Annotated in this window: 19 protein-coding genes; 14 read left to right on the forward strand and 5 right to left on the reverse strand. The window is 52.9% G+C overall.

What is annotated here, in order from left to right:
* The first annotated feature begins 41 nt into the window (after positions 1 to 41).
* The 9 genes from C8N40_RS07155 (at position 42) to C8N40_RS07195 (ending at position 9544) form a co-directional block, all read left to right on the forward strand.
* A complete protein-coding gene (locus tag C8N40_RS07155) occupies positions 42 to 1427 on the forward strand; it encodes a M20/M25/M40 family metallo-hydrolase (RefSeq protein ID WP_170114037.1) in 1386 nt (461 codons plus the stop codon).
* Positions 1428 to 1705: 278 nt separating this feature from the next.
* Complete coding sequence (locus C8N40_RS07160; protein WP_108211104.1) at positions 1706 to 3118, forward strand: anthranilate synthase component I family protein; 1413 nt, start codon at positions 1706 to 1708, stop codon at positions 3116 to 3118.
* A 1-nt stretch (position 3119) separates the two neighbouring features.
* A complete protein-coding gene (locus C8N40_RS07165) occupies positions 3120 to 3683 on the forward strand; it encodes an anthranilate synthase component II (RefSeq protein WP_108211105.1) in 564 nt (187 codons plus the stop codon).
* Positions 3684 to 3749: 66 nt separating this feature from the next.
* A complete protein-coding gene (gene trpD / locus C8N40_RS07170) occupies positions 3750 to 4757 on the forward strand; it encodes an anthranilate phosphoribosyltransferase (protein WP_108211106.1) in 1008 nt (335 codons plus the stop codon).
* Positions 4758 to 4929: 172 nt separating this feature from the next.
* The gene (trpC, locus tag C8N40_RS07175) at positions 4930 to 5742 is read left to right on the forward strand and encodes an indole-3-glycerol phosphate synthase TrpC (RefSeq protein WP_108211107.1); all 813 of its coding nucleotides are present in this window, start codon (positions 4930 to 4932) and stop codon (positions 5740 to 5742) included.
* Positions 5743 to 5767: 25 nt separating this feature from the next.
* Positions 5768 to 6391: a phosphoribosylanthranilate isomerase gene (locus C8N40_RS07180; protein WP_108211108.1), complete on the forward strand. Its 624-nt coding sequence runs from the start codon at positions 5768 to 5770 to the stop codon at positions 6389 to 6391.
* 184 nt (positions 6392 to 6575) lie between these two features.
* Positions 6576 to 7766: a tryptophan synthase subunit beta gene (gene trpB, locus C8N40_RS07185; protein ID WP_108211109.1), complete on the forward strand. Its 1191-nt coding sequence runs from the start codon at positions 6576 to 6578 to the stop codon at positions 7764 to 7766.
* Positions 7756 to 8532: a tryptophan synthase subunit alpha gene (gene trpA / locus C8N40_RS07190; protein WP_108211110.1), complete on the forward strand. Its 777-nt coding sequence runs from the start codon at positions 7756 to 7758 to the stop codon at positions 8530 to 8532. The genes trpB and trpA overlap by 11 nt, the downstream gene beginning before the upstream one ends.
* 1 nt (position 8533) lies before the next feature.
* Positions 8534 to 9544 (forward strand): bifunctional 3-deoxy-7-phosphoheptulonate synthase/chorismate mutase, encoded by a 1011-nt coding sequence (locus C8N40_RS07195; RefSeq protein ID WP_108211111.1) that lies wholly within the window; start codon positions 8534 to 8536, stop codon positions 9542 to 9544.
* Between the two features lie 330 nt (positions 9545 to 9874).
* Here C8N40_RS07195 and C8N40_RS07200 read toward each other — a convergent pair whose 3' ends face one another.
* Positions 9875 to 11923 (reverse strand): S9 family peptidase, encoded by a 2049-nt coding sequence (locus C8N40_RS07200; protein WP_108211112.1) that lies wholly within the window; start codon positions 11921 to 11923, stop codon positions 9875 to 9877.
* Positions 11924 to 12366: 443 nt separating this feature from the next.
* On the opposite strand from C8N40_RS07200, the gene hisH reads away from it, so the two are divergent.
* The 4 genes from hisH to hisIE all read left to right on the forward strand — a co-directional run bounded on the left by hisH (position 12367) and on the right by hisIE (position 15260).
* Positions 12367 to 12948, forward strand: a complete 582-nt coding sequence (gene hisH / locus C8N40_RS07205) for an imidazole glycerol phosphate synthase subunit HisH (RefSeq protein ID WP_108211113.1) — start codon at positions 12367 to 12369, stop codon at positions 12946 to 12948.
* Complete coding sequence (hisA, locus tag C8N40_RS07210) at positions 12945 to 13667, forward strand: 1-(5-phosphoribosyl)-5-[(5-phosphoribosylamino)methylideneamino]imidazole-4-carboxamide isomerase (protein ID WP_108211114.1); 723 nt, start codon at positions 12945 to 12947, stop codon at positions 13665 to 13667. The genes hisH and hisA overlap by 4 nt, the downstream gene beginning before the upstream one ends.
* Positions 13661 to 14419, forward strand: coding sequence for an imidazole glycerol phosphate synthase subunit HisF (hisF, locus tag C8N40_RS07215; RefSeq protein ID WP_108211115.1), 759 nt, complete (start codon positions 13661 to 13663; stop codon positions 14417 to 14419). The genes hisA and hisF overlap by 7 nt, the downstream gene beginning before the upstream one ends.
* A gap of 232 nt (positions 14420 to 14651) precedes the next feature.
* A complete protein-coding gene (hisIE, locus tag C8N40_RS07220; RefSeq protein WP_108211116.1) occupies positions 14652 to 15260 on the forward strand; it encodes a bifunctional phosphoribosyl-AMP cyclohydrolase/phosphoribosyl-ATP diphosphatase HisIE in 609 nt (202 codons plus the stop codon).
* Positions 15261 to 15319: 59 nt separating this feature from the next.
* Here the strand turns inward: hisIE and C8N40_RS07225 are convergent, their stop codons facing one another.
* Complete coding sequence (locus tag C8N40_RS07225; protein WP_108211117.1) at positions 15320 to 16186, reverse strand: alpha/beta fold hydrolase; 867 nt, start codon at positions 16184 to 16186, stop codon at positions 15320 to 15322.
* 176 nt (positions 16187 to 16362) lie between these two features.
* Here C8N40_RS07225 and C8N40_RS07230 point away from each other — a divergent pair, with 176 nt between their 5' ends.
* Complete coding sequence (locus C8N40_RS07230; RefSeq protein WP_108211118.1) at positions 16363 to 18036, forward strand: DUF748 domain-containing protein; 1674 nt, start codon at positions 16363 to 16365, stop codon at positions 18034 to 18036.
* Positions 18037 to 18055: 19 nt separating this feature from the next.
* Here C8N40_RS07230 and alr read toward each other — a convergent pair whose 3' ends face one another.
* From alr to C8N40_RS07245, 3 genes are all read right to left on the reverse strand, one after another.
* Positions 18056 to 19207, reverse strand: a complete 1152-nt coding sequence (alr, locus tag C8N40_RS07235) for an alanine racemase (RefSeq protein ID WP_108211119.1) — start codon at positions 19205 to 19207, stop codon at positions 18056 to 18058.
* Positions 19208 to 19213: 6 nt separating this feature from the next.
* Positions 19214 to 20377, reverse strand: a complete 1164-nt coding sequence (locus C8N40_RS07240) for an amidohydrolase (RefSeq protein ID WP_108211120.1) — start codon at positions 20375 to 20377, stop codon at positions 19214 to 19216.
* A 168-nt stretch (positions 20378 to 20545) separates the two neighbouring features.
* The gene (locus C8N40_RS07245; protein ID WP_108211121.1) at positions 20546 to 24886 is read right to left on the reverse strand and encodes a PAS domain-containing hybrid sensor histidine kinase/response regulator; all 4341 of its coding nucleotides are present in this window, start codon (positions 24884 to 24886) and stop codon (positions 20546 to 20548) included.
* Positions 24887 to 24997: the final 111 nt, after the last annotated feature.

Consider the following 24997-nt stretch of genomic DNA (forward strand, 5'->3'; position numbering starts at 1 on the left):
ATTCCGGGGCGGATAGCACTTCCGTAAAGACTCGTTATGCAGTGGCAGAAAAATTGGCTACTGCCATTCGCTTTAAAACGATTTCTGCCTTAGAGCCCGAAGATTTCCAGTACGGGGAGTTTAGCAAGCTCCACGCCTACCTGGCCGATGCCTTTCCGCTGGCCCATGATCGGCTGCAAGTGGAGGTGATAAACGACTACAGTCTGTTATTTACCTGGCAGGGGCAAAACCCGAGTTTAAAGCCGGTGCTGTTCATGGCGCACATGGATGTGGTGCCAGTGGAGGCCGCCTCGGAGGAAGATTGGCTGGAGGATCCTTTTGCCGGCGTGGTGAAGGACGGTTTTGTGTGGGGCCGCGGCACCATGGACGACAAGTATAGGGTAGTGACGATGCTGGAAGCGGTAGAGCGGCTTCTGGAGCAGGGCTATGAGCCGGAGCGCACCTTATACCTGGCTTTCGGGCACGATGAAGAAATCGGTGGCGACGAGGGCGCGGGAAAAATAAGCGAGCACCTGCAGCAACTGGGGGTGCAACTGGAGGCGGTTTTTGATGAGGGGCTGGCTGTGGCCGAGGACGTTATCCCTGGCATAAAGGAGCCCCTGGCCCTGGTAGGCACTGCTGCCAAAGGCAGTCTGAACCTGCTGCTTACCGTGAAAGGAGAGGGCGGGCATTCCTCCGCGCCACCTTCCGAAACGCCCATCGGCATTCTGAGCCGCGCCATCAGCCGCCTGCAGCAGAATCCCTTCAAGCCAAGGCTTACCTCCACTACCCGCGAGTCGATGGAAATCCTGACTGAGCGCATGGGCGGCAAGTATAAATTTGCGATGCGGCACTATGGGCTGTTCAAGAAAAAGATACTCAAGAAACTGTCAGAAGACCAGGCCACGGATGTACTGATTCGCACGAAGCTGGTGCCCACCATTATTGCCGGGGGCGAGAAAAACAACGTGCTGCCCCGGCAGGCAACCGCTGTACTCAATGTGCGCATCCTCAATGGGGAGACCGACCAGACTGTGATAGACTATGTGCGCAAGGTGATAAAGGACGACCGGGTGGAAATCTCCCAGTATGGTGTGTACACGCCCCCTTCGCCCGAAACGCCAACAGACACTTGGGTATATGATGCCTTGAAAACCACCATTCTGCAAACTTTTCCGGATGCGCTGGTGGTGCCTGCACTTTTCCCCGGTGCCACAGACGCACGGCACTACAGCAACCTAACCACCAATATTTTCAGGTTTGCGCCACAGGTCGTGAACCGGGAGTCTGCCCAGTTGGTCCATAACGTGAACGAGCGGATAGGAGTGGAGGTGCTGGAGAAAAGTATAAGCTTTTATGTAGCCCTTGTTCTAAATACCTGTGGCAGTGCCGAAATAGAGCAGTTGGCTGACCTGGAAGAGGCCTTCTACGGGATAATTTCGGAGTGAGCCCGGAAAATTAATTTAAGGGAAGGTTTGTTTTATCCGCTTTAGCTTCTACATTTGCAAGTGTAGGGGATGATAAACACAGTCTCCATACTATCAGAAAAAGACACAATGATTCAGAATCTTCATACAGCATGGTGGTGGCACGTTACGGAAAGTATCGTGGACAGCCATTCTATGCCAAATATGAAGTAACATATAAAGCATTAATCCAAGGGTATAAAAGGCCTGCTGTTCACGAGAATGGCAGGCCTTTTTGTTTTTCATCACCTCAAAGCAACATGAGTAAGTATAAACTAACCACCACGTACAAGCAACTTCTGGCCGACACACTGACGCCGGTGAGCGTGTACCTGAAGCTGCGCGACAAGTTCCCGAACAGCATCCTGCTCGAAAGCTCCGATTACCACGGCGCCGAAAACAGCTTCTCCTACATCTGCTGCAACCCCATGGCCAGTATAAAAGCCGAGCAGGAGGTGCTGACCGAAACCTTCCCGGACGGAACGGTGAGAACCACAGCCATCACCAAAGAAACCGATGTGCCGGGCCTGCTGGCCGGATTCTCGAAGAGCTTTGAGGTGGAGGAGAACAAGCAGTTTAACTTCATCCACAACGGCCTGTTTGGCTACATGAGCTATGATGCCGTTCGCTACTACGAGGACATAGCCATCACGAAAAAAGAAGGCCGCGCCAGTATTCCGGATTTATACTATGCCGTGTACCGCCACATCATCGCCATCAACCACTTCACCAACCAGGCCTATATTTTTGCGCACAACTACAACCAGGGTGATGATGACGGCATTGCGCAGCTGGAGGCAATTCTCAATAGCCGCAACATCCCGAGCTTTACCTTTAAAACCACCGGTCAGGAGGAGCATAATATTTCGGGTCAGGAGTTTCTGCAGAACATTGCCAAGGCAAAGGAGCACTGCTTCCGGGGCGATGTGTTTCAGTTGGTATTGTCGCGCCGCTTTGCCCAGGGCTTTCAGGGGGATGAGTTTAACGTGTACCGCGCCCTGCGCTCCATCAACCCTTCGCCGTACTTGTTTTACTTCGATTATGGCAGCTTTAAAATCTTCGGTTCTTCGCCGGAGGCGCAGCTGGTGATAAAAGACCAGAAAGCAAGCATTTACCCGATTGCCGGCACGTTCCGCAGAACCGGTGATGACGCGGCCGATGCAGCTTTGGCCGAAAAACTGCTGGCCGACCCCAAGGAAAACGCAGAGCACGTGATGCTGGTGGACCTGGCCCGCAACGATTTGAGTCGCAACGGCCACAGTGTGGAAGTCGAGACCTTCCGCGAAATTCAGTTCTACTCGCACGTGATTCACCTGGTGTCCAAAGTAACGGGCACGCTGCACAGCCAGGAAGATGCACTGAGGATGGTGGCCAGCACCTTCCCGGCCGGTACGCTCTCCGGGGCACCCAAGCACAAGGCTATGCAGCTCATCGACAAGTATGAAACCACCAACCGCAACTTCTACGGCGGCTGCATCGGCTTCCTCGACTTCAACGGCAACTTCAACAGCGCTATCATGATTCGCTCGTTTCTGAGCAAAGACTACAGGTTATACTTCCAGGCCGGTGCCGGCATTGTGGCGGCCTCTGACCCGGAGAGCGAGCTGCAGGAGGTAGACAATAAACTGATGGCGCTGCGCCGCGCCCTGGAACTGGCCCAAAACATCAATTAACATGCAAGTACTCGTCATCGACAACTACGACTCGTTTACCTATAACCTGGTGCACCTGCTGCAGGAACTGGGCGCCACGGTAACCGTGCGCCGCAACGACAAAACCACACTCGAAGAGGTAGGCCAGTATGATAAGATTATGCTCTCGCCAGGGCCCGGCATTCCGGAAGAGGCGGGGCTTCTGAAAGAGATTATCCGCACTTATGGCGCCAGCAAAGATTTGTTTGGCGTATGCCTCGGTCATCAAGCGATAGGAGAAGTATACGGCGGCAAACTGTTTAACAGCAATGAAGTATGGCACGGGGTAGCCACACCGGTGCAGGTGGTTTGTGAAGAGGAACCGCTCTTTGAGGGGCTGCCTAAGGAGTTTGAAACCGGCCGCTATCACTCCTGGCTGGTAGAAGAGGATTTGCCCGAGTGCCTGGTAGCCACGGCCGTGGATGAGCAAGGCCGTATCATGGCGCTGCGCCACAAGGAGCACAACGTGCGCGGCGTGCAGTTCCACCCTGAGTCGGTGCTGACCAAGCATGGCCGGGAGATGATCAAGAACTGGTTATTTAGTTAAGAGTTGAGAGTTAAAAGTTAAGAGTCGTGTTACGTGTGTCGTTATACTTGATATGCTGAAAAAACCATGAAAGAAATACTAAACCACTTATTCGAACATAAAACGCTGACCAAGGAGCAGGCGCGGGAGGTGCTGGCCGATATTACCAAAGGCAAGTATAACCAGAGTCAGGTGTCCTGCTTCCTGACCGTGTTTATGATGCGCAGCATTACGGTGGAGGAATTGGAAGGCTTCCGCGACGCGCTGTTGGAGCTCTGTCACCGCGTGGACCTGGAGGCCTACAACCCGATTGACCTGTGCGGTACGGGCGGCGATGGAAAGGATACCTTTAATATCTCTACGCTATCTTCCTTTGTTGTAGCGGCGAATGGCGTGGCGGTGGCCAAGCACGGTAACTATGGCGTGTCTTCGTCCTGCGGTTCTTCTAACGTGCTGGAGGCGCTGGGCATTAAGTTTACCACCGATACAGATGCCCTCGAGCGCAGCATCGAAAAGTATAACATCTGCTTTTTGCATGCCCCGCTGTTCCACCCGGCGATGAAAGGTGTGGGCGCCATCCGGAAAGATTTGGGGGTAAAGACCTTCTTTAACATCCTGGGCCCGATGGTGAACCCGGCTTTCCCGAAGCGCCAATTGGTAGGCGTGTATAGCCTGGAACTGGCCCGCATGTACAGCTACCTGTATCAGCAAACCGATACCCGCTATACCATTCTACACAGCCTGGACGGTTACGACGAAGTTTCGCTGACCAGTCCCTTCAAAGTAATCTCCGACAACAAAGAGGCCTTGCTGGACCCGGCTGCGCTTGGCTTGCCTACCCTGAAACAAGAGCAAATTAGAGGGGGTGGAAGTATCGCATCGGCTGCCGACATCTTCCTGAAGGTGCTGAAAGGAGAGGGCACCGTAGCCCAGACTGCCGTGGTATCGGCTAATGCTGCCATGGCACTGCAGTGCGCGCGCCCGGAACTGGCGCTGCAGGAGGCAGTAAGTATAGCTAAAGAAACACTTGAATCCGGGAAGGCTTACCAATTATTTAGCAGCCTGGTAAATGACCAGAAACTAGTGGAGGCGTAAGACCTCCCCCTGCCCCCTCCTAAAAACAGGAGGGGGTAAACAAGAGTTACAACTCATACTTAAAGTTGATTTGAGTAGTGCTGGCTCTTTCAAGTAAATTAGACAAGTCGCTTTCTCAACACTCCCGCCTGTTTTTAGGAGGGGGGTAAGGGGGAGGTAAATAAAAAACAACATGAACATACTCGAACAAATCATCGCCACCAAGTATAAAGAAGTAGCTGAACGCAAGGAGCTCTACCCGGTAAAGCTGCTGGAGAAGAGTTTATACTTCGAGACGCCCTGCATTTCGCTGGAGCGTTACCTGCTGCGCCCCGACAAGAGCGGTATCATTGCCGAAATCAAGCGCAAGTCTCCTTCCAAAGGCGATATCAACCCTTATGTGTCGGTGGAGCGCACATCAGTTAGCTACATGCAGGCGGGTGCCTCAGCGCTGTCGGTGTTGACGGATGGGCCATACTTTGGTGGCAAGAATGAGGACCTGATGACGGCCCGCAAGTTTAACTATTGCCCCATTCTACGCAAGGATTTCACGGTGGATGAATATCAGATTGTGGAGGCCAAATCGATTGGGGCTGATGCCATACTTTTAATTGCTGCTGCGCTGGAGCCTTTTCGGCTGAAGCAACTGGCAGCTTTTGCCCGCTCCCTGGGACTGGAAGTGCTGCTCGAAGTACATAACCTGGAAGAGCTGCAGCAAACGCTTTGCGATGAGGTAACCGTAGTGGGTGTGAATAACCGTAACCTGAAGGACTTTGTGACGGACATAAATACCTCTCTGGAGCTGGCTAACCATATTCCGAGTGGCATCACCAAAGTGTCCGAGAGCGGCATCAGCAAGCCTGAAATCCTGGTTACACTTCGAGCGGCAGGCTACAACGGTTTCCTAATCGGAGAGACCTTCATGCAGAACAGCCGTCCGGGCCAATCCGCCGCCGCCTTCATCAAAGAGTTTAAGCAGCTGCTGGCGCAACCTGCTGTAGTGTAGAGTTAAGAGTTAAAAGTTAAGAGTTGTGAAAATCAAAATATGCGGCCTGCGCGACCCGGATAACATCCGGCAGGTGGCGGCGCTCGGGCCCGACTACATGGGCTTTATCTTCTACGAGGGCTCCAAACGCTATGCGGAAGGTCATATAACGCCGGAGTTGCTGGTAGAGCTGCCGCAAAGTATAAAAAAGACGGGTGTGTTCGTGAATGCTCCATTCGAAAGTATAAAAGCGACCGTGGAGAAGTATAAGCTCGATGCTGTGCAGCTGCACGGAAAGGAGTCGCCAAGAGGATGCGCCGATGTAAAAGAATTGGGTGTGGAGGTAATTAAGGTTTTTTCGGTGGATGACCGCTTTGTTTTCGAGAACACGCTGCTCTACGAGTCCAGCGCCGACTACTTTCTATTCGACACCAAAGGGCAGGAGTATGGCGGCAACGGCATTCCTTTCGATTGGGAACTGCTCACCGGTTACCTATCGCCAAAGCCATACTTCCTGAGCGGTGGCCTGAACCTGGAGAACGTCAAGCACCTGGACAAGGTCCGCCCGCAGCCTTATGCCATCGATGTGAACAGCGGTTTTGAGGAGGAGCCGGGGTTGAAGAAGGTGGAGAAGCTGAAGGAACTGTTTCAGTTAGTAAGAAAAGTATAAAAAAGTATAAACCCACCACAACCCCTCCGAGGAGGGGAATCAAGGTTACTGAATATTCCCCTCTTGGGAGGGGCAGGGGTGGGTTGCTTATAAAGTATAAAACATGACTGTGCTGAGTGAAAGAGCTAAAGTGTGATGTTTTAAAACTCATAACTATTAACTCTCAACTCTTAACTAAAATAAAATGAGCTATCACGTTAACGAAAAAGGATTTTACGGCAAGTTCGGAGGGGCCTACATCCCCGAGATGCTGTACCCGAATGTGGAGGAGCTGCGGCAGAATTACCTGCGCATCATACAGGAGCCGGACTTTCAGCAGGAGCTGCAGGCGCTGCTAAAGGATTATGTAGGCCGCCCTTCGCCTTTATACTTTGCGCCGCGCCTTTCCGAAAAGTATAACACCAGAGTATACCTCAAGCGCGAGGACCTCAACCATACCGGTGCCCACAAAATCAACAACACCATCGGGCAGGTTTTGCTTGCCAAGCGATTAGGCAAAAAGCGCATCATCGCTGAAACCGGAGCCGGTCAGCACGGCGTGGCAACAGCGACTGTTTGCGCGCTGATGGGATTGGAGTGCATCGTGTATATGGGCGAAGTGGACATTGAACGCCAGGCGCCAAACGTGGCCCGCATGAAGATGCTGGGCGCGCAGGTAGTAGCGGCCACCAGTGGAAGCAAGACTTTAAAAGATGCCACCAACGAGGCTATCCGTGACTGGATTAACAACCCGGAAGACACTTACTACATCATTGGTTCTGTGGTGGGGCCGCACCCGTACCCGGACATGGTGGCCCGTTTTCAGGCGGTGATTTCCGAGGAGATTAGGGCACAGTTGCTGGAGAAGGAAGGCACCGAGTTGCCAACCTATGTCGTGGCCTGCGTGGGCGGCGGCAGCAATGCGGCGGGTGCTTTTTACCATTACCTGGATGAGTCGGAAGTACAGCTGGTGGCCGTAGAGGCAGCAGGCAAAGGTATCCATTCCGGTGAGTCGGCGGCTACTTCTATACTTGGTAAGGATGGTATCATCCACGGCAGCCGCACCTTGCTCATGCAAACCGAGGACGGGCAGATTACCGAGCCATACTCTATTTCGGCTGGTTTGGATTACCCGGGCGTGGGGCCGCTGCACGCGCATTTGTTCGAGAGCGGCCGTGCCCGCTTTGAGAATGCCACCGACGAGGAAGCCCTGCAGGCAGTGCTGGAGCTAACCCGATTGGAGGGAATTATCCCGGCGCTGGAGAGTGCGCACGCGCTGGCAGTGCTGGAGCGCCTGCAGGCCAAGCCCGATGATATTGTGGTAATTAACCTCTCCGGCCGCGGTGACAAAGACTTATCTACCTACCTAAAGCATTTTCATTTCGATGAGCAATAGAATCAAGCGCCTGTTTGCGCAGAAGCCGAAGGGTATACTTTCGGTATACTTTACAGCAGGCTTCCCGAACCTGAACGATACTGAAACTATCATCCTGGAGCTGGAGAAAAACGGCGTGGACCTGCTGGAGATTGGCATGCCTTTCTCCGACCCATTGGCTGATGGGCCCACCATCCAAGCCAGTAGCACCGTCGCCTTAAAGAATGGCATGACCATTCCGAAATTGTTTGAGCAGCTGCAGGATATCCGCCAGAAAACCCAGATTCCGCTGGTGCTGATGGGCTACCTGAACCCGGTGATGCAGTATGGCGTGGAGCGTTTCTGCCAGAAAGCCGCAGAGGTTGGCATTGACGGCATTATTCTGCCGGACCTGCCCCTGCAGCAATATGTGGAGGAGTTTAAGGAGCTGTTCGAGAAGTATAACCTGAGCAAGGTTTTCCTTATCACGCCACAAACACCGGAGGCCCGTATCCGGGAAATCGACAGCCTCAGCAACGGCTTTATTTACATGGTGTCGTCGGCCTCCACGACGGGTAAAACGGTGGGTTTGGCCGAGCAAAGCCAGGCATACTTTCAGCGGGTGGCCGGCATGCAGTTGCAGAATCCCGGCGTGATTGGCTTCGGCATCCACGACAAGGATACTTTTGAGGCTGCCTGTACGCATGCCAGCGGCGCCATTATCGGCAGTGCTTTTGTGAAGGCGCTGCAGCGGGAGGGAAGCCTCTCGGAGAACATCAAATCATTCATCCAAAGTATCAAAAACTAACATGATCATACAACTGCAGCAAGGGATTCCGGCGGAGCTGAAGGAAAACATTCTGAAGCAGGTACAGGAAATCGGCTACAAAGCCAATGAAGTCGTTACGCAGCAGGCGCACTACCTGGTGGCCATCGGAAAAAAGGAGTTCGACATTCGCCAGATTGGGCAGCTGCCGGGCGTGGCCGACATTCACCGGGTGTCTGAAGAGTATAAACTTATCTCCCGCAGGTGGCGCGTGGAGCCGACCCGCATCGACTTGGGTGACGGGGTAATGGTAGGCGAAGGCAACTTTAGCATCATGGCTGGCCCGTGCTCTATTGAGGGCGAAGAACAGGTGGAGCGTGTGGTGGCGCACCTGGTGGAGAACAACGTGAAAATTATGCGGGGCGGGGTGTTCAAGCCGCGCAGTTCGCCTTACGCCTTCCGGGGCCTGGGGATAGATGGCCTGAAAATGTTCCACCGCATCTGCCGCGAAAACGGCATTAAGATTATTACGGAGGTGATGCAGGTGTCGCAGATAGAGGAAATGGTGGATTATGTGGATGTGTTTCAGGTGGGGGCGCGCAACAGCCAGAACTTTAATCTGTTGGATGCCCTGGGTGAGGCGCAGAAGCCGGTACTGCTGAAGCGCGGTATCTCGGGTACGCTGGAAGAACTGCTGCAGGCGGCCGAGTACATCTTCTCCAACGGTAACGAGAAAATTATGCTTTGTGAGCGCGGTATCCGCGGCTACGAAAAAGCCTACCGCAATATTCTCGACCTGAACGCGGTGCCGGTACTGAAAGAGAAAACGCACCTGCCCGTAATTGTGGACCCATCGCACGGCATTGGCTTGCGCGACTATGTGGCAAGTATGGCCTTGGCTTCGGTGATGGCGGGAGCAGATGGTGTGATTTACGAAACGCACTATACGCCGGAAAAGGCTTTCTCAGACGGGCAGCAAACGTTGAATTTCCAGGAGTCGGAGCGCTTAATTAAGCGTATGCGACAGGCGTACGAGCTGCGGGAGAGCTTTTAGTTATTCGTTATTGGTTAATCGTTGTTCAAATAGGAACATACCGCAAGTTTGCAACTTGTGGTTACTATGAGGTAAGTTTTCAACTTGCGCCAGTTACAAACTGGCTACAAATGCAGCTACAAGTTACCGCTCCGCTCAAACTTGCGGCATATATGATTTTATATGGCGCGAGCGTCATCGCTCGTGACTAACTATAGCTTGGGCCTCTGGCCCAGTTGAATTATAGACTCTACATTATAGTATGACATGGATAGCAAATCCGTGCCAGTAAAATAGGTTATCTTCAGAAGTAAAAAGCCCGGTACATCATCTGCACCGGGCTTTTATACTTTAGTTTACTTCTTTGTTGAGCGTCTCGTCTAACCAGTTGAAGAACTCACGCTGCCACACAATCGCATTTTGCGGCTGCAGTACCCAGTGGTTCTCGTCCGGCAAGTATACCAGGCGGCTCTTGATGCCCTTCAGTTGCGCCAGTTGGTAGGCCTGTAGGCCTTGCTCAATCGGCACGCGGTAGTCCCGGCCACCCTGGAAGATCAGGATTGGCGTGTCCCACTTATTGGCGTATTCGCTTGGGTTGAAGTCCTTGTAGCTCTGTGGCGACTTGGTGTCCCAGTATGGTCCTTTCAGCTCGTTGTTGGCAAAGAACATTTCCTCTGTAGTGCCATACCAGCTGCGCATGTCGAACAGACCGTTGTGGGAGATGAAGGTCTTGAAGCGTCCTTCATGCACGCCTGCCAGCATGAACACCGAGTAGCCACCGTAGCTGGCGCCAATCGCACCCAATCTGTCTTTGTCAACATAAGGCTCTTTTGCCACATCATCAATGGCAGACAGGTAATCGCGAATAGGCTGTCCACCCCAATCGCCGCTGATTTGGCGGTTCCACTCTTCGCCGTGGCCCGGCATGCCGCGACGGTTAGGCGCTACCACAATGTAGCCCTGCGCAGCGATCAGTTGCAGGTTCCAGCGGTAAGAATAGAACTGCGTAAGGGCCGACTGCGGGCCGCCCTGGCAGTACAACAGGGTAGGGTATTTCTTATTCGGGTCGAAATCCGGCGGATACACCACCCACGAGAAGAGGTCTTTGCCGTCGCTGGCCTTTGTTACGCGCGGCTCTACTTTGCTCTTGGCCAGTTTCGAGAATACTTCGTCGTTTACCTTTGTGAGCTGCGTCAGCTTACCCGACTTTGGCTCCAGGCGATACAGTTCCGGGGCATGGTTCATGTCGTTGCGCGACACGATAAGCTCCTTGCCAGCCTGGCCCACAATGCTGTTTACGTCGAACTGTCCTTTGGTAACCTGTCGTATACTTTTGGCGGAGAACTTGTCCAGGTTCTTCGGAAGGGCAATCTCGTATACTTGTATCGTGCCTTTGGTAGGGGCAACAAACCAGATCTTGCTGCCGTCGTTGCTCCACTCAAATGAGTTTATCGTCTCATCCCAGTCTTTGGTCAGGCTATACTTTTTGCCGGATTTGGTGTCGAGCACGATCAGCTCATTCTGGTCAGCTTCGTTGCCTTCCTCATCCATCTGTAACCAGGCCAGTTTAGAACCATCCGCGCTAAAGACAGGGTGCGTGTCGTAGCCCTTGTTATCCTCGGTCAGGTTTGTGGTTTTGCCGCTGGCGATGTCGTAGCGGTAGATATCGGTGTTGGTGCTCACGGCATACTCCTTGCCATACTTTTTCTTGCTCACGTAAAGTATAGCTTTGCTGTCCGGGCTCCAGATAACGTCTTCCTTGCCGCCGAATGGCATTTGCGGGGTGTCGTACGCTTCCCCCTCCATGATATCTACCGGTGTGCCCAGCTGGCCATTGTTGTAGCTGGCGAAGAAGATGTGCTGAAACTTACCGTCTTCCCAGGTATCCCAATGGCGGTAATTCAGGTCGTCGTACACGTACGCATTCGCCTTTTTGAGGTCCGGGTGCTTATCCGAGCTGTGCATTTCTTTGATAAGGACTTCGCGGGAGAAGAGCAGGTGCTTGCCATCAGGGGAGAAGCGCACGTTGCTCAGGCCGCCTTCCACGTTGGTCAGTTGCTTCGGTTCGCCCTTTCCGCCTGCCAATTGCCACAGCTGCCCTTTGTGCAGGTACACGATGTCGCCTGTTTTCTTATCAATGTGCACTACGCTCTCGCCGCCTTTGGAAGAAGTCAGCTGTGTGGGTTGCCCGCCGGTAACAGGAATCGCGTAGAGGTTGCGCTCACTGCTGTTTTCTTCCACATTGGGGTAACCTACGCCATAAATCACGGACTTTCCGTCGAGGGTTATAGTCTCAGCAGAAACCCGGCCCAGTTTCCAGAGCAGTTCGGGCGTCATGCGCTGCTGTGCCTGCGCAAAGCTTACGGCAAACACACCAGCCAGTAAAAGTGTCTTTTTCATACTTCAAATTTAAGCCAAAAGCCGGTATTCTGAAATGAAGTATAAAGGATGTGGCAAGAAGAAATAGCGATTATTTGGTGGATTTATACTTTGCAGCCCTTATATTTGTGTCAATGAAAGGCACAATGGCTCATATGCACCATCATCATGCACGAAGCAACAGTTTCGGAGCCAATAGCCTATGGATTTGCTAAACGTATATTAACCTATACATCCAAAAGCCTGACTCCGTAAAGAGTCAGGCTTTTTTGTTTTAGATCAGGATTTTCAGGATTAAAGGATTGGCAGGATTTATACTTTAACGGCCTGAAGTGTCTCGGCTTTGCTTTCATAAAGAAGTATAAATGCGTATTTGATAATCGCGTTTGGTGTAAGGTAAAAACTGATTCCACGGTAGTGCTTTTTAACTCTTAACTCAAAACTCTTAACTCATAACTAACTAAATGAACCTGGTTATAGTTGATTACAAGGCCGGTAATGTGCAGTCGGTGCAGTTTGCACTGGAGCGGCTGGGCGTGCAGGCCACACTGAGCTCGGATGCCGATACCATCAAGGCGGCCGACAAAGTGATTTTCCCGGGGGTAGGGCAGGCGGCCTCGGCCATGGCCCAGCTCAGGGCCCGCAACCTGGACAAGCTGCTGCCCACGCTGGAGCAGCCGTTTTTTGGCGTTTGCCTGGGCATGCAGCTGCTCTGCCAGCACTCCGAAGAGGGTAACACCGACCTGCTCAACATCATTCCGCTGCCGGTAAAGCATTTCGAAACCGATCTGAAAGTGCCGCACATGGGCTGGAACCAGCTAGAAAACCTAAAGTCGCCGTTGTTTGAAGGGCTGGCGGAGCAAGAGTACGTCTACTATGTGCACAGTTATTACGTGCCGGTGAGCGAGTATACGATTGCCCAAACCTCGTACCCGGAGCCTTTTTCGGCTGCCTTACAGTATAAAAACTTCTACGCCGCGCAGTTTCACCCCGAGAAGAGCGGGGCTGCCGGTTCACAGATACTTAAAAACTTCCTTGCCTTATGATGGAAATTATCCCTGCCATAGACATAATCGGCGGCCAGTGCGTGCGTCTGACCGAGGGCGACTTCGCGCAGCAAACCACCTACGACAGCAACCCGCTGGAGGTAGCCAAGCGTTTTGAAGCCAGTGGCATCAAGCGCCTGCACCTGGTAGACCTGGACGGCGCCCGCGCCAAAAAGCCCGTTAACCTGGCCGTGCTGGAAAGTATAGCCGCCAACACCAACCTGACGATAGATTTTGGCGGCGGCCTGCAGTCGGATGAGGCGGTGAAACAGGCCTTTAACGCAGGAGCTGCGCAAATCACGGCCGGAAGTATCGCCGTGCGCGAGCCGGAAACGGTGAAATGCTGGCTATTAAAGTATGGGGCTGAGAAAATCATCATCGGGGCGGATTTTAAAGGCACCAACATTGCCATTTCCGCCTGGACCGAGGAGAGTAAATACCCCTTGCAGGACTTCATTTCCGGCTACGTGCAGACAGGTGCGAAGCTGTTTATCTGTACCGACGTGAGCAAGGACGGTAAACTTCAGGGCCCGTCCCTCAACACCTATCGTCACCTGAAGCTCACCTTGCCGGAAGCCGGGATTATTGCCAGCGGCGGCGTAACAACCATAGAAGACCTGGAGCAGCTGCAGGAAATCGGCGTAAAAGGAGCCATTATTGGCAAAGCCATTTACGAGGGCACCATTCAATTAAAAGACTTAGTGCGATTCTTATGTTAACCAAACGGATCATTCCCTGCCTGGATATTAAGGACGGCCGCACCGTAAAAGGGGTGCAGTTCGAGAACATCCGCGACGCTGGCGACCCGGTGGAGCTGGCCAAATGGTATGCCGAGCAAGGTGCCGACGAACTCGTATTCCTCGACATCACTGCCACCAACGAAGGGCGTAAAACCTTTGCCCAACTTGTGCGCGAGATTGCCCGACACATCGACATTCCGTTTACCGTGGGTGGTGGCATTAGTTCGGTAGCCGATGTAGAGGTGCTGCTGCAGAACGGAGCCGACAAGGTTTCCGTGAACTCCTCGGCCATTAAAAATCCGCAGTTGGTGGAAGAGCTTGCCAGGCACTTCGGCAGCCAATGCGTTACCGTGGCCATCGACACCAAGTATAAAGAGGAGACCGGTTGGAAAGTATACACCCGCGCCGGAACCATTGAAACCGAGTATAAAACGGTGGCCTGGGCAAAGCAGGTAGTGGAATTAGGAGCCGGCGAGCTATTACTGACAAGTATGAACAACGACGGCACCAAAGCGGGCTTTGCCTTGGATATTACCAGAGAGGTGGCCCAGGCCGTTTCCGTTCCGGTAATCGCTTCGGGTGGTGCCGGAAGTATTGATCACTTTGCCGATGCCTTTCTGAAAGCCCATGCCGATGCTGCGCTGGCTGCCAGTCTGTTTCACTTCCGCGAGCTGGCCATCCCTGACCTGAAGCAATACCTGAAAGCCCAAGGCGTGGCGGTGCGGGTATAATTTTGAATGAGTGGATGAGTGCATGAGTGAATTAATGCACCTACCACTGACTCCGGAATTTTTCTGGTGACTACGGGTGTGGGTGAGTCTCCAGACTCGCTTGTATAAGTTTAAAAGCGAGTCTGGAGACTCGCACGCACGAAGCGTCACCGGCTGGATGCCGGCGCCAGGTATTTATACTTTCTACCTCTCAACTCTTAACTCATAACTTTTAACTCTAAACTTTCACGAAGTGAACTTAGATTTCGATAAAGCCGGTGGACTGGTGCCCGCCGTGATACAGGATAATACAACCGGCCAGGTGCTGATGCTGGGCTACATGAACCAGGAAGCGCTGGATCAAACCAAGCAGGAGGGGGTGGTAACGTTTTTCTCCCGCTCCAAAAACCGCCTCTGGACTAAAGGCGAAACATCCGGAAATACCTTACAGGTAATAAGTATAGCCCAGGACTGTGACGCTGATTCGCTGCTCATTAAAGTAAAGCCAAACGGCCCCACCTGCCATACCGGTAGCACCAGCTGCTTCGGGGAGGAGGAAGCAGCTAATCGAACGAAGGCGATTCAGTTTATCGCGCAGCTGGAGCAGGTGATTCAGGAGCGTAAGGCCAATCCAGTGGAAGGCTCTTATACGAACTTCCTGTTTGATAAGGGCGTGAACAAAATCGCCCAGAAAGTAGGGGAGGAAGCCGTGGAAACGGTGATTGATGCAGTGGCTGGTAAACTGGATACAATGAAAGGCGAAGCGGCTGATCTGATTTACCACCTGCTCGTTTTGCTGGCAGCCACCGGTCTGGAGCTGAAAGATGTGGTAGCTGTGCTGCAGGAGCGCCACCAGAAGTAGCAGATTAGCCGATAAGGCAACCCTGTCAGCTGTTCTATACTTTTTGGCAGAGCTATACTTTATGTTGCCGTAACAAAATCCCGGACGGCATCTGCTACTTCGCCGCCGCGCTCCTCCTGCACAAGATGGCCAGCCTTATACCTGATGGTTTTGGCTTCCGGGAACTCCTGCTGCCATTTGTCCAGGAAATGGACAGGCAGTAGTTTGTCTTTCTCGCCCCACAGGAAAAGCTTATTTATACTTTTCAACTTGTCGCGCTGCTGCCACAGCTCGCTAAAGTATGGGTTTGATTCGTGCAGGGCTCTGGCAAAGACCCAGGTTCCCATGCGGCGGGAAGCAGAGGAGAGGGGCTTTTGGTAGTGCAGCTTGATGTCTTTGGTCAGGTGTTTGCCCTCGTGGTAGCCCTGCGGCAGCAAGACATTAGCCGAGAAGCCTAGCTGCAAGTATAAAAACCGGCCAATACCACCGGCCATAAACCGGCTTATCTTCATAATCTTTGCTTCCTCCTCCAGGCTCCACATCCAGGTGTTCAGGATAACGAGGTTTTTTACATTCTCCGGGTGGCGCAATGCATAGCGTAAACCTATCGGTCCTCCAAAGTCATGCACTACCAGCGTGATGTTCTTCAACTGCAAGTGTTCTATGAGCTGCTCCAGGTTATCGGCGTGTGCCTCAGGAGTATAAGAAAAGTCAGCCGGCTTTTCAGAAAGTCCAAAGCCCAGATGGTCCGGGGCGATGCAACGGAAGTTCCGGCTTAAGGCCTTAATCTGCTGTCGCCACAAAAACGACCAGGTGGGCGTGCCGTGCACAAACACGATGGGCGCTCCTGTCCCTTCATCCACGTAGTGCATCGTACCGCCGCTAACTTCATAAGTATGGGGTGCGAAAGGATAGAGCAAACGGTCGAGCCACTTCGGAGATTTCATAGTTCTGCTTTTCGGTGGATGGGCAATGAAGTATAAATATAGACGAAACTTGCTATACGATCACAAACGGTAGCCGGCGGACCAGCAAAATTATACCTGGGTTTATACTTTGGCCAAGGAGTATACAAAGCGCTCCGGTAAAAATTCACGTATGGTAGTCTAAACCATACTTCCGCATGTACGACATCCGCACCGAAAAATCTCCCAAGGTACATAAATGGCTTAAAGTGGCCGCCTGGGTAACAGGAGCAGCGCTTATACTTTTCGTAGGATTATTCTTTTTCACCATCTGGCTGGAACAGAAGGTAGAGCGCCTGGTGACTGAACAGTCTAAGGGAGTCTATAAACTGCAACTGCATGGGCTGAAGTTATCCCCCTTTCTGGGAAATTTAGCCGCGGACAGTGTGCACTTGCAACCTGATTATACTAAATGGAAGGAGTTGAGCCAACAGGGACAGGAGGTTCCCCGTGTACTGCTCGACCTGCGCACCGGACCGGTAAACCTCCGTGACCTAAGTCATATAAAGGCCCTGTTTGAGCGGCAGGTGCAGCTGGCGGAGCTGGAAGTGCAGAAGCCCATTTTGCTGCTGTCGGTGATGCGGCCTGATACCACTACCTCACATCTGGCTCTGCACGAAACGGCCAAAGGCTTTTTAAAGGGGCTGACCATCGGAAACATCAAAGTACAGCAGGCGAGTATGTTCTACCGCCGTGGAGCAACAAACGACACCCTTTCCTCGGTGCGCGACTTTCAGCTTGCTGTTGATGACTTCAGGCTGGATAGCGCTTCTTTTGCGGCAAAAGACAGGGCCTACTATGCGAAAATGCATAAACTAGCGGCTGCCAGTACACACCTGCTGCTCCCCGACGAACTTTACAAACTTAGCACAGATTCACTCCACATCGATACACAATCCGGAGAGGTGCTGCTGCAACAGCTTAAGATTACGCCGCTGGCTGAACCGGCAGCTATGGCACGCGCCAAAGGGGAGGCCGTCACACACCAGGAAGCTGCGGCGGAACTTATAGCGCTAAGGGGAGTGGATTTTGGGGAACACTCCCGCACAAACGAAGTACATATCAAGCACGTGCTGCTGCAAACGCCTACTCTGAATGCCTTTAAGGACAAGCAGAACTTCCGGGACAAGGGTACCAAAAAACTGCCGCATGAGATGGCGCAAAGTATAAAGACCCCATTCCGGCTAGACTCTGTGGAACTGAAAAGCGGGTACATCCGCTACGCCGAACTGGCGCCGGAGGCTGAGGAGCGGGGGCACATTGCCTTTCACCATATCAACGCGCTGATTACCAATCTGTCTAACATGCCGGAGCAGGTAACAATCAAGAAGCCTGCGGTTATTCAGGCTAAAACCAGGGTAATGGACCGGGCGGATCTGGATGTAACCATTCGTTTGCCGTTGCTGCACGATGCGGGTTACCACACCATTGAGGGCACTATTGGAGAGACAAATCTGCAGCTCCTGAATCCGATCCTGATCCCCACGTCGTTTGTGAAGCTGGAAAGCGGGCAGGTGCGGAGCGGTAAATTCAGGGCAGAACTTAACCAAGCTGCAGCTAACGGAAGCATGACGCTGCACTACCATAACTTAAAGGTGGAGCTGTTAAGTAAAGATGCAGATAAAGACCAGAGCCTCGGGAAGAAAGTGCTCTCAAAACTGGCCAACAAAGTGGCTATAAAGGAAAGCAACCCAAGCAAAGGGGAAGAGCCGCGCGTCGGGGAAATTTCTGTTTCCCGCGACCCGCAGAAGTCGATTTTTAACTATTGGAAAGAGTGCCTGAGCAGCGGGTTCTTGTCGAGTATGGGTTTGGATGGTATGGCTGAGAAATAGCTTTAAGTATAGAAGTATATTACTCTATCACGCAGCGGGGTATATTCAGCGGCAGGCGCGTGAGTAACTCATAGTTCAGCTGCGTGCTAAGCTCCCCAAATGAGGCCACGGTTATACTTTCCTCGCCCTGTTTGCCCAGCAACACCACTTCGTCGTCTTTCCCCACATCCGGTATGTCCGTTACGTCTACCATCATCACGTTCATGTTCACGGTGCCTACCACGGCCGCGCGTGTACCCCTTACCAATACCTGCCCCTGGTTACTAAGGGAACGGCTGTAGCCCCAGGCATACCCCACGGGCACGATGGCTAAAACCATATCGCGCGGCGCCTGAAACGAGGTGCCGTAGCCAATGTACTCACCTTTCGGCACGCTTTTAAGGCTCATGATGCGGCTTTTCCAGTTAACGAGGCGCTGCAGCGGGTCTTTTTTCTCCTCCTGCTGGCTGATGTACCGGCTATAAGTTTCGGGGCTGGGCCAAAGACCATACTGCATGATGCCCACGCGCACCATGTCCATGCGGGTATCGGGGTAGGAGATCATGGCGGCAGAGCAAGCCGTGTGGCGTTGTCTGGGCAGGTGCCCGGCCTGTTGCAAACGTGCTACCTGCCGGTTATACTTTTGCAGCTGGCGCAGCACCCGCTCATGGTTCTGCATGCTCTCTGCGCCGGCAAAGTGGGTGCAGATGCCTTGTAATTCCAGCTCGGTTCGGTGGCTGGCGAGGAGTGTCTCTGCGCGAGCCAGCGCGGCTTTGTCGAAACCTGTGCGGTACATACCGGTCTCCAGCTCGAGGTGTATTTTGGCGCGCTTCCCCAATTTTCTGGCCATGGCCGAGGCTTCCTGCAGCCTATCCAGCTCAAACACAAAAAACTCCATGTCGTGCCGGATGGCCCATTCCAATTCTGGGTTGTCCAGGTAGCCCATGATCAGGATAGTGGAGGGCCGGGGGATGGATTTGAGCAGGCGGTCGGCTTCATCAGCACTAAAGACTGAGAAATGATTGATACCACAGGCCTGCGCCAGCGGGGTAAATTGCTCGATGCCATGACCGTAGGCGTTCCCTTTCACCACTGATGAAAGCAGAACGTCAGGGCCGATTTCGCTTCGGATGAAATCGATGTTGTTTTGAAGTGCTGATTTACTTATTTCGATGTAAGAGCTATGCAGCATAGGTTTTTATGGATGAAGCAGCTGCCTAGTAATTTGGTGGAACACGTTGGCTCCAGTCGATATCAGTTCATCCGGGAAGTTATAGTTGGCATGGTGCAGTTGCGGCAGCGTTGTCCCTGCCCCGAGTCCGAAAAGGGCCCCTTTATACTTCCCTGTAAAATGCCCGAAGTCCTCCGACCACCTGAAGGGCTGTGCCGCTTCCTGCACATCTAAGCCCAGGGTTTCAGCAGCCTGCCGCACCAGTTCCACAGCCGCTCCATCATTTACGGTAGCCGGAAACTCCTCTACAAAGCTGATTTTATACTTCAGGTTATACTTCTGAGCGATGTGATGCACGTGTTCCTCCGTCAGTGTTTTCAGCTTTTGCAGATCAGCACTTAGGTAGGAGCGGAGGGTGGCCAGTACCGTGCCGTAGCCGGGGTTGGTGCCGAAGGCTACTTCCCCCAGGCGCGCGTGTACTACTGTTAGGAGCGTGAGGTCTTCAAAATGCGTTTTCTGGCGGATGAGCTCGTTAAAGGCAAGTATAATTTCGGCCATGGCCTCCCCGGGGTTTAATCCGTTCTCCGGCTCAGCTGCGTGGGAGGGGTAGCCCTGCAGTTCCACAATCATCCCTGTGGAGGCCGCAGCAAACACCTGCTCCCGCACTACTACCTGGTGCAGCGGCCAGCCAGGTAGGTTGTGCAAGGCAAACACGTAATCGGGCTGCAAGGCCAGCAGCCGTTCGTCCTGCAGCATCTCCCAAGCACCGGCGCCTGTTTCCTCGGCCGGCTGAAAGAGCAGCAACACGCGCCCTCTGGCTGGTTTATACTTGTGCAGCAGGCTGGCTAGCCCTAAAAGTATGGCCATGTGCCCATCGTGCCCGCAGAGGTGCGCCACACCGGCAACCGCCGAAGTATAAGCCAGGTCCGGATTGTCTTCCGTGATGGGCAAGGCGTCCAGTTCAGACCTGAAAAGTATGGTTGGCCCGTTCTCCGGTGCATCGCCCTGAAAAACTGCTACGAGTCCCTTGCCGCCCACCTGTGTAAGTATGCTGGCAGGCTCATACTGCTGCAACTGTGCTACGATTCGTGCTGCGGTGGCTTCCTCCGCGCCGGATAGTTCGGGGAATCGGTGTACTTCCCGGCGAAGTTCAATCAGTGTTTCCAGGTCGGGCAGGGGAGATATTTCCATGTCGGTATCGTATCAGGGTAAGGAAGTTAGTAAAAGTTTGCCACACTTAGTCTTCCTGTGCCTGAAAATTTCAAAGTCGTTGGTTACTGGCTCGACGGCTTTGAAATCAACCCAAGTATAACTATCTATTTGCAGCGCAGGCGACGTGTTTTAAGTCACCTCCGAAAGCTATACTTCCGCCAGCGAATCCTGCAGCTGAAGCAGCACCCGTTCCAGGATACCAGCCAGGTGGTCAACATCTGCCTTAACGGCCTCCAGGTTCTCCTGCTTTTTTGCGTTGTCCTCTATCCGGCGCACCACTTCCTTCGCGCTTTCTATTCGCAGTGTGTCGATGGTAGATTTTACCTTATGTGCCGCAGCGCTAACCCCCTGCCAATCAGCTCTGTCCCGGCATTGGAGCATTTCCTGCAGGGTAACGGGCACTGTCTCGATAAACAGCAGCTTGGTGCGTTTGATAAAGGCTTTGTTGCCGCGCGCTATTTTCTCCAGCACCGCCAGGTCGTAGAGCTGTGCGGGATTTATACTTTCCATAGCCTCTGGAGTTTCAGGCAACGGGGTAGCCGCTGGTTTGCTGTTTCGAAGCAGGGCCTCTATCTTCCGGAACAGCCTGGCCTCCTCGAAAGGCTTCGAAATGTAATCGTCCATCCCTGAGGCAAGGTACTTCTCCGCGTCTCCTTTAATGGCGTTAGCCGTCATGGCCATAATCGGGGTACTGGCCTTGGCCAGATCCTTCAGTTTTCGAATGGCTTCTGTGGCGTCTGTTCCGCTCAGTTCCGGCATCTGGATGTCCATCAGGATAATATCGTACTGGTTCTTTTCCACCAGTTCCAGCGCGTCCATTCCGTTGTAAGCGACGGTCACCTCAGCACCCCATCCTTCCAGGATAGACCTGGCCAGGAAGACGTTTACCTCATTATCCTCGGCCAGCAACACCTTTATAGGCCCTAAGCTCTTGTAATCGATTCTGTCTTCGTGTACTTCCTGGTATGCTTCTTTGGATTTAGGATAAGTTAGCACAAATTTAAAGGTGCTTCCTTTGCCTTCTCTACTCTCCACCCAGATGCGGCCGTTCTGCATCTCGATGAGCGTTTTGGAGATACTCAGGCCGAGGCCGGTTCCCCCATACTTTCTGGTGGTGCTGGAGTAGGCCTGGCTGAAGCCCTCGAAGATGTATTCCATCTTAGAAGGCGGTATGCCGATGCCGGTATCCTCCACGGCAAACTCTACCGTAATATGGTCTTTGGTTTCATCGAGCACTTGGCAGGAGAGGGTCACGCTGCCTTCCTGGGTAAACTTAATGGCGTTGCTCAGCAGGTTCAGGAGCACCTGGTTCAGGCGATACGGATCTCCTATTACAATAGGAGGGTGCTGGTCGTCAGGTTTATACGCATAGGCAATTTCTTTCTCCTCTGCTTTGTAGATGAAGTTCTTGTAGGCCATTTGCACAGTTTCGCACAGGTTAAACGGAATCTGCTCCAGCTCCATCTTGCCGGACTCTATCTTGGCAATGTCCAGGATGTCGTTGATGATAACCAGCAGGTTGTCTGCCGACTGTGTGATAATATCCAGGTAGTTTTGCTGCTCGCCTGTTAGCCGCGTTTTCTTCAGCAAGCCAGCCATACCCAGTATGCCGTTCATGGGGGTGCGGATCTCATGGCTCATATTGGCCAGGAAGTTCTCTTTCACCCGCGCCGACTCCTCTGCCGCCTCCTTGGCCTTCTTCAGCTCCCGCTCCGTGCGCAGGCGGTCCGTGATGTCCTGCGCGATTCCGATAACGTAGGGGGGCTGGTTAGGCTCCTCTACTTTATAGTTTTTGTAGTACAGGTGGCGGGTTTCTTTTTCCTTGTTCAGGATAGGGAGGATGCCATCCACCAGTTTGGCCTGGCAAATGGCTTTCAGATAATCCTGCAAGACCTTGCTGTTGTCCTTGGAAATGAACTCGGCCAAATTATGCCCTACCATCTCCTCAGAGGTGTAGCCCAGCATTTGCAGCAAGTATGGGTTGACCGACTGTATGTTACCGCCCAGATCGTGGGTGCAGATAAAAGCCGGGCTGTAGTTAATCAGGTCGCGGTATCGTTTCTCGCTGCTCCTCAGAGCCTCATTGGCTGCGCGGCGCTGCATTATATTGCGCACCGATGACTGTAGCCTTACCGGTTGCCCCCCTTCATCCAGGATAGGGCGTACGTTGCTCTCGACCCATATATCGGTACCGTCGTGGCGCAGGAGGCGGTGCTGCAGCGTGATGTATTGCTTGTGTTTCAGGGCCTCATAGCAGACCTGCTCTTTCAGGTATTCCAGGTCTTCCGGGTGGACCACCTCATGCAGCTGCAGCTGCAGCATCTCCTGCTGGGTGTACCCCAGAATCTCCTCTACTGCCTTGGAAACGTAAATGTAGCTGCCATCCAGGTGGTGCAGACTTACCATGTCTTTCGAGTTCTCGGAAAGGAGGCGGTGCAGTTCCTCACTTTCCTGCAGGCGTCTGTCTGCCAGGCGCTGCTCGGTTACGTTGTTGGAAACGCCCAGCATGTTTACGCTTCCGTCGCTGGTGATAAGGGGCTTTTTTACGGTGTTAAACCACTGCGGCTCCCCATCCGGCTGGCTATAGCACTCCTGTAGCCTTACCTCTTTCAGCTCCTGAATAACACGTAGGTCTGATTCCAGGTAGAGGCTGGCCTCTTCAAGGTATGGATGAAAGTCAGTTACTTTCTTCCCGATAAGCTCTTCCAGTGGCTTATGAAACAGCCTGGCATATTCCCGGTTGGCCATTACAAGCCTTCCTTCCGCATCTTTTACATAAATGAGGCTGGAGCTTGTGTTAAATACCTGCCGGATCAACTCGTTTTTCTCCTTAATTTCCAGTGCCGCCTTCTTCTCCTCGGTCAGCTCGCGCACAATCGTGAGCACCTCGTTGTCATTATACTTCAGGATTCGACCTTCGTAATAGTGCAGCCCGTCCGGAAACGCCAGCTCATACTCTATACTTTGATGATGGCCGGTTTCGATCACCTTCTGAACAAGCGATACATACCTTTCAGCCAACGCTTTTGGCAAAAGCTCCGAAACGAGCCTGCCAATCACCTTGTGTTTTGGAAATAGCAAACGTTCCTGCCGCTCGTTCTGCATCCCCTGGTAGCGGCCATCTTTGTCGATAATGAGTATCAGGTCGGGGATAGCGGCAAGTATGGCGCTGTTTTTTTTCTCGCTGGCCAGCCTTTGTTCCTGGGCCAGGCGCAGCTCCGTGATGTTCATGCCGTGTCCGATGATCAGATCCACCTCGCCCTGCTGATTCAGGACAGGGTTTAGCTTGCGGATGTGGTAGGATTCGCCCCCTTCCCTGGTCTGTAATTTTTCCTCAAACTCCACGTATTGCTTCTGCTCGAGCACGCTGCGGAGGGCTTCTGAACGCCGTTGCATGCGTTCGGCAGGTATGTTGCGCTGGCGGCTGTAATCCTCGTTCGTCTTGCCGATAAGCCATTGCCGCATGCCCTCGTCCAGCACGGCCGCCGGGTTCACAAAGAGGTACTCCAGCCGGTTGTTGTAGACGGCTATGTCGGAGGGGATGTGGTTGAGGATAGCCTCGTAAAAATCTTTTTGGCGTTGCAACGCATGGCTTTGCTGCCGTATTAGCGTGACATCCTCTGCTGAGCCAATGATTAGCTTTACCTGCCCGTTTTCTTTGCGCTTGTACACACTCTCGCGACAGCAAAGGTTTCTGACGCTCCTGTCCTTCTTATGCACCAGGTATTCTACTTCCAGCACCTCGCCATCATGGGCGCCCAGCATTCGCTGTGTATGCTCCTGTATCTTGTGCTGGTGCTCAGGAACGACTATATGTGTGAATATCTGCCCCTCCATCTCGGCTATATCCATGACGTTATAGCCAAGTACCGACATGATCTGCTCGTTTATGTAGATGCAGCTATTTCCCTCAATCTGATAGAGGTAAACGATGTTAGGAATTGTATGGGCGATGTTCCGGAGCAGGCTCTGGCTTTCAAGCAGGGCTGATTCTGCCTTGCGCCTCTCCGTGAAATCGGTCATGTACAGGTTAAAGTATCCTCTTCTGTTAACCGGGTAGAAAAGTACATGGTAATAGCGGCCGGCGATGGAGATGTCAAAAGAAGCAGGCCTGTTGCCGTGCTTCCTTTCCACCCGCCGGATATGCATGAGCAGTAAACGCCGGAGGCCGTGCAGCCGCTGCCTGATCACGCCGTACATAAAATCCTGCGCAGCCAGGTTAGCCGAAAGAATTTCCCCTGAAAAGCTCAGGCGCAATACCGGGCTGGGATACTCGTCCTGCACCTCGGCATGCAGTTTCTGCCAATCGGGCTCCTGCGTGGCCGCCTGGTTTGGGTAAAGAATATGGTCACAGTCCGTAGGGGCCAATTGCTGCTTTAGCTGCGCAATCTCCGCCTGTTGGCTTTGCACAAGCGCTTCAGCAGCCTCCCGGGCTTTTTTTTCCTTCTCTAACTGCCTCAGCAGTTCCTCGTGTTGTGCCATATTCATGGGATGCTCGCTTTCCAGTGACGCCCGACGTACTAAAATGCCTGGCGAACTATATCTGTACTACTATTTTTGTGGCAATATTAGCAGTACTCGATAGAATAAAGTATGACA

Origin of the sequence: Pontibacter mucosus, assembly GCF_003054055.1 — a bacterium.
In the GTDB taxonomy this organism is placed as follows: Bacteria; Bacteroidota; Bacteroidia; order Cytophagales; family Hymenobacteraceae; genus Pontibacter; species Pontibacter mucosus.

What these genes read in the sequence shown, in the direction of transcription:
- C8N40_RS07240 (WP_108211120.1), bottom strand. Translation starts at nt 20,377, where the DNA reads ATGGAAATATCTCCCCTGCCCGACCTGGAAACACTGATTGAACTTCGC.
- C8N40_RS07195 (WP_108211111.1), top strand. Translation starts at nt 8,534, where the DNA reads ATGATCATACAACTGCAGCAAGGGATTCCGGCGGAGCTGAAGGAAAAC.
- hisA (WP_108211114.1), top strand. Translation starts at nt 12,945, where the DNA reads ATGATGGAAATTATCCCTGCCATAGACATAATCGGCGGCCAGTGCGTG.
- trpB (WP_108211109.1), top strand. Translation starts at nt 6,576, where the DNA reads ATGAGCTATCACGTTAACGAAAAAGGATTTTACGGCAAGTTCGGAGGG.
- C8N40_RS07230 (WP_108211118.1), top strand. Translation starts at nt 16,363, where the DNA reads ATGTACGACATCCGCACCGAAAAATCTCCCAAGGTACATAAATGGCTT.
- C8N40_RS07160 (WP_108211104.1), top strand. Translation starts at nt 1,706, where the DNA reads ATGAGTAAGTATAAACTAACCACCACGTACAAGCAACTTCTGGCCGAC.
- trpC (WP_108211107.1), top strand. Translation starts at nt 4,930, where the DNA reads ATGAACATACTCGAACAAATCATCGCCACCAAGTATAAAGAAGTAGCT.
- C8N40_RS07200 (WP_108211112.1), bottom strand. Translation starts at nt 11,923, where the DNA reads ATGAAAAAGACACTTTTACTGGCTGGTGTGTTTGCCGTAAGCTTTGCG.
- C8N40_RS07225 (WP_108211117.1), bottom strand. Translation starts at nt 16,186, where the DNA reads ATGAAATCTCCGAAGTGGCTCGACCGTTTGCTCTATCCTTTCGCACCC.
- trpA (WP_108211110.1), top strand. Translation starts at nt 7,756, where the DNA reads ATGAGCAATAGAATCAAGCGCCTGTTTGCGCAGAAGCCGAAGGGTATA.
- alr (WP_108211119.1), bottom strand. Translation starts at nt 19,207, where the DNA reads ATGCTGCATAGCTCTTACATCGAAATAAGTAAATCAGCACTTCAAAAC.
- C8N40_RS07245 (WP_108211121.1), bottom strand. Translation starts at nt 24,886, where the DNA reads ATGAATATGGCACAACACGAGGAACTGCTGAGGCAGTTAGAGAAGGAA.
- C8N40_RS07165 (WP_108211105.1), top strand. Translation starts at nt 3,120, where the DNA reads ATGCAAGTACTCGTCATCGACAACTACGACTCGTTTACCTATAACCTG.
- trpD (WP_108211106.1), top strand. Translation starts at nt 3,750, where the DNA reads ATGAAAGAAATACTAAACCACTTATTCGAACATAAAACGCTGACCAAG.
- hisH (WP_108211113.1), top strand. Translation starts at nt 12,367, where the DNA reads ATGAACCTGGTTATAGTTGATTACAAGGCCGGTAATGTGCAGTCGGTG.
- hisF (WP_108211115.1), top strand. Translation starts at nt 13,661, where the DNA reads ATGTTAACCAAACGGATCATTCCCTGCCTGGATATTAAGGACGGCCGC.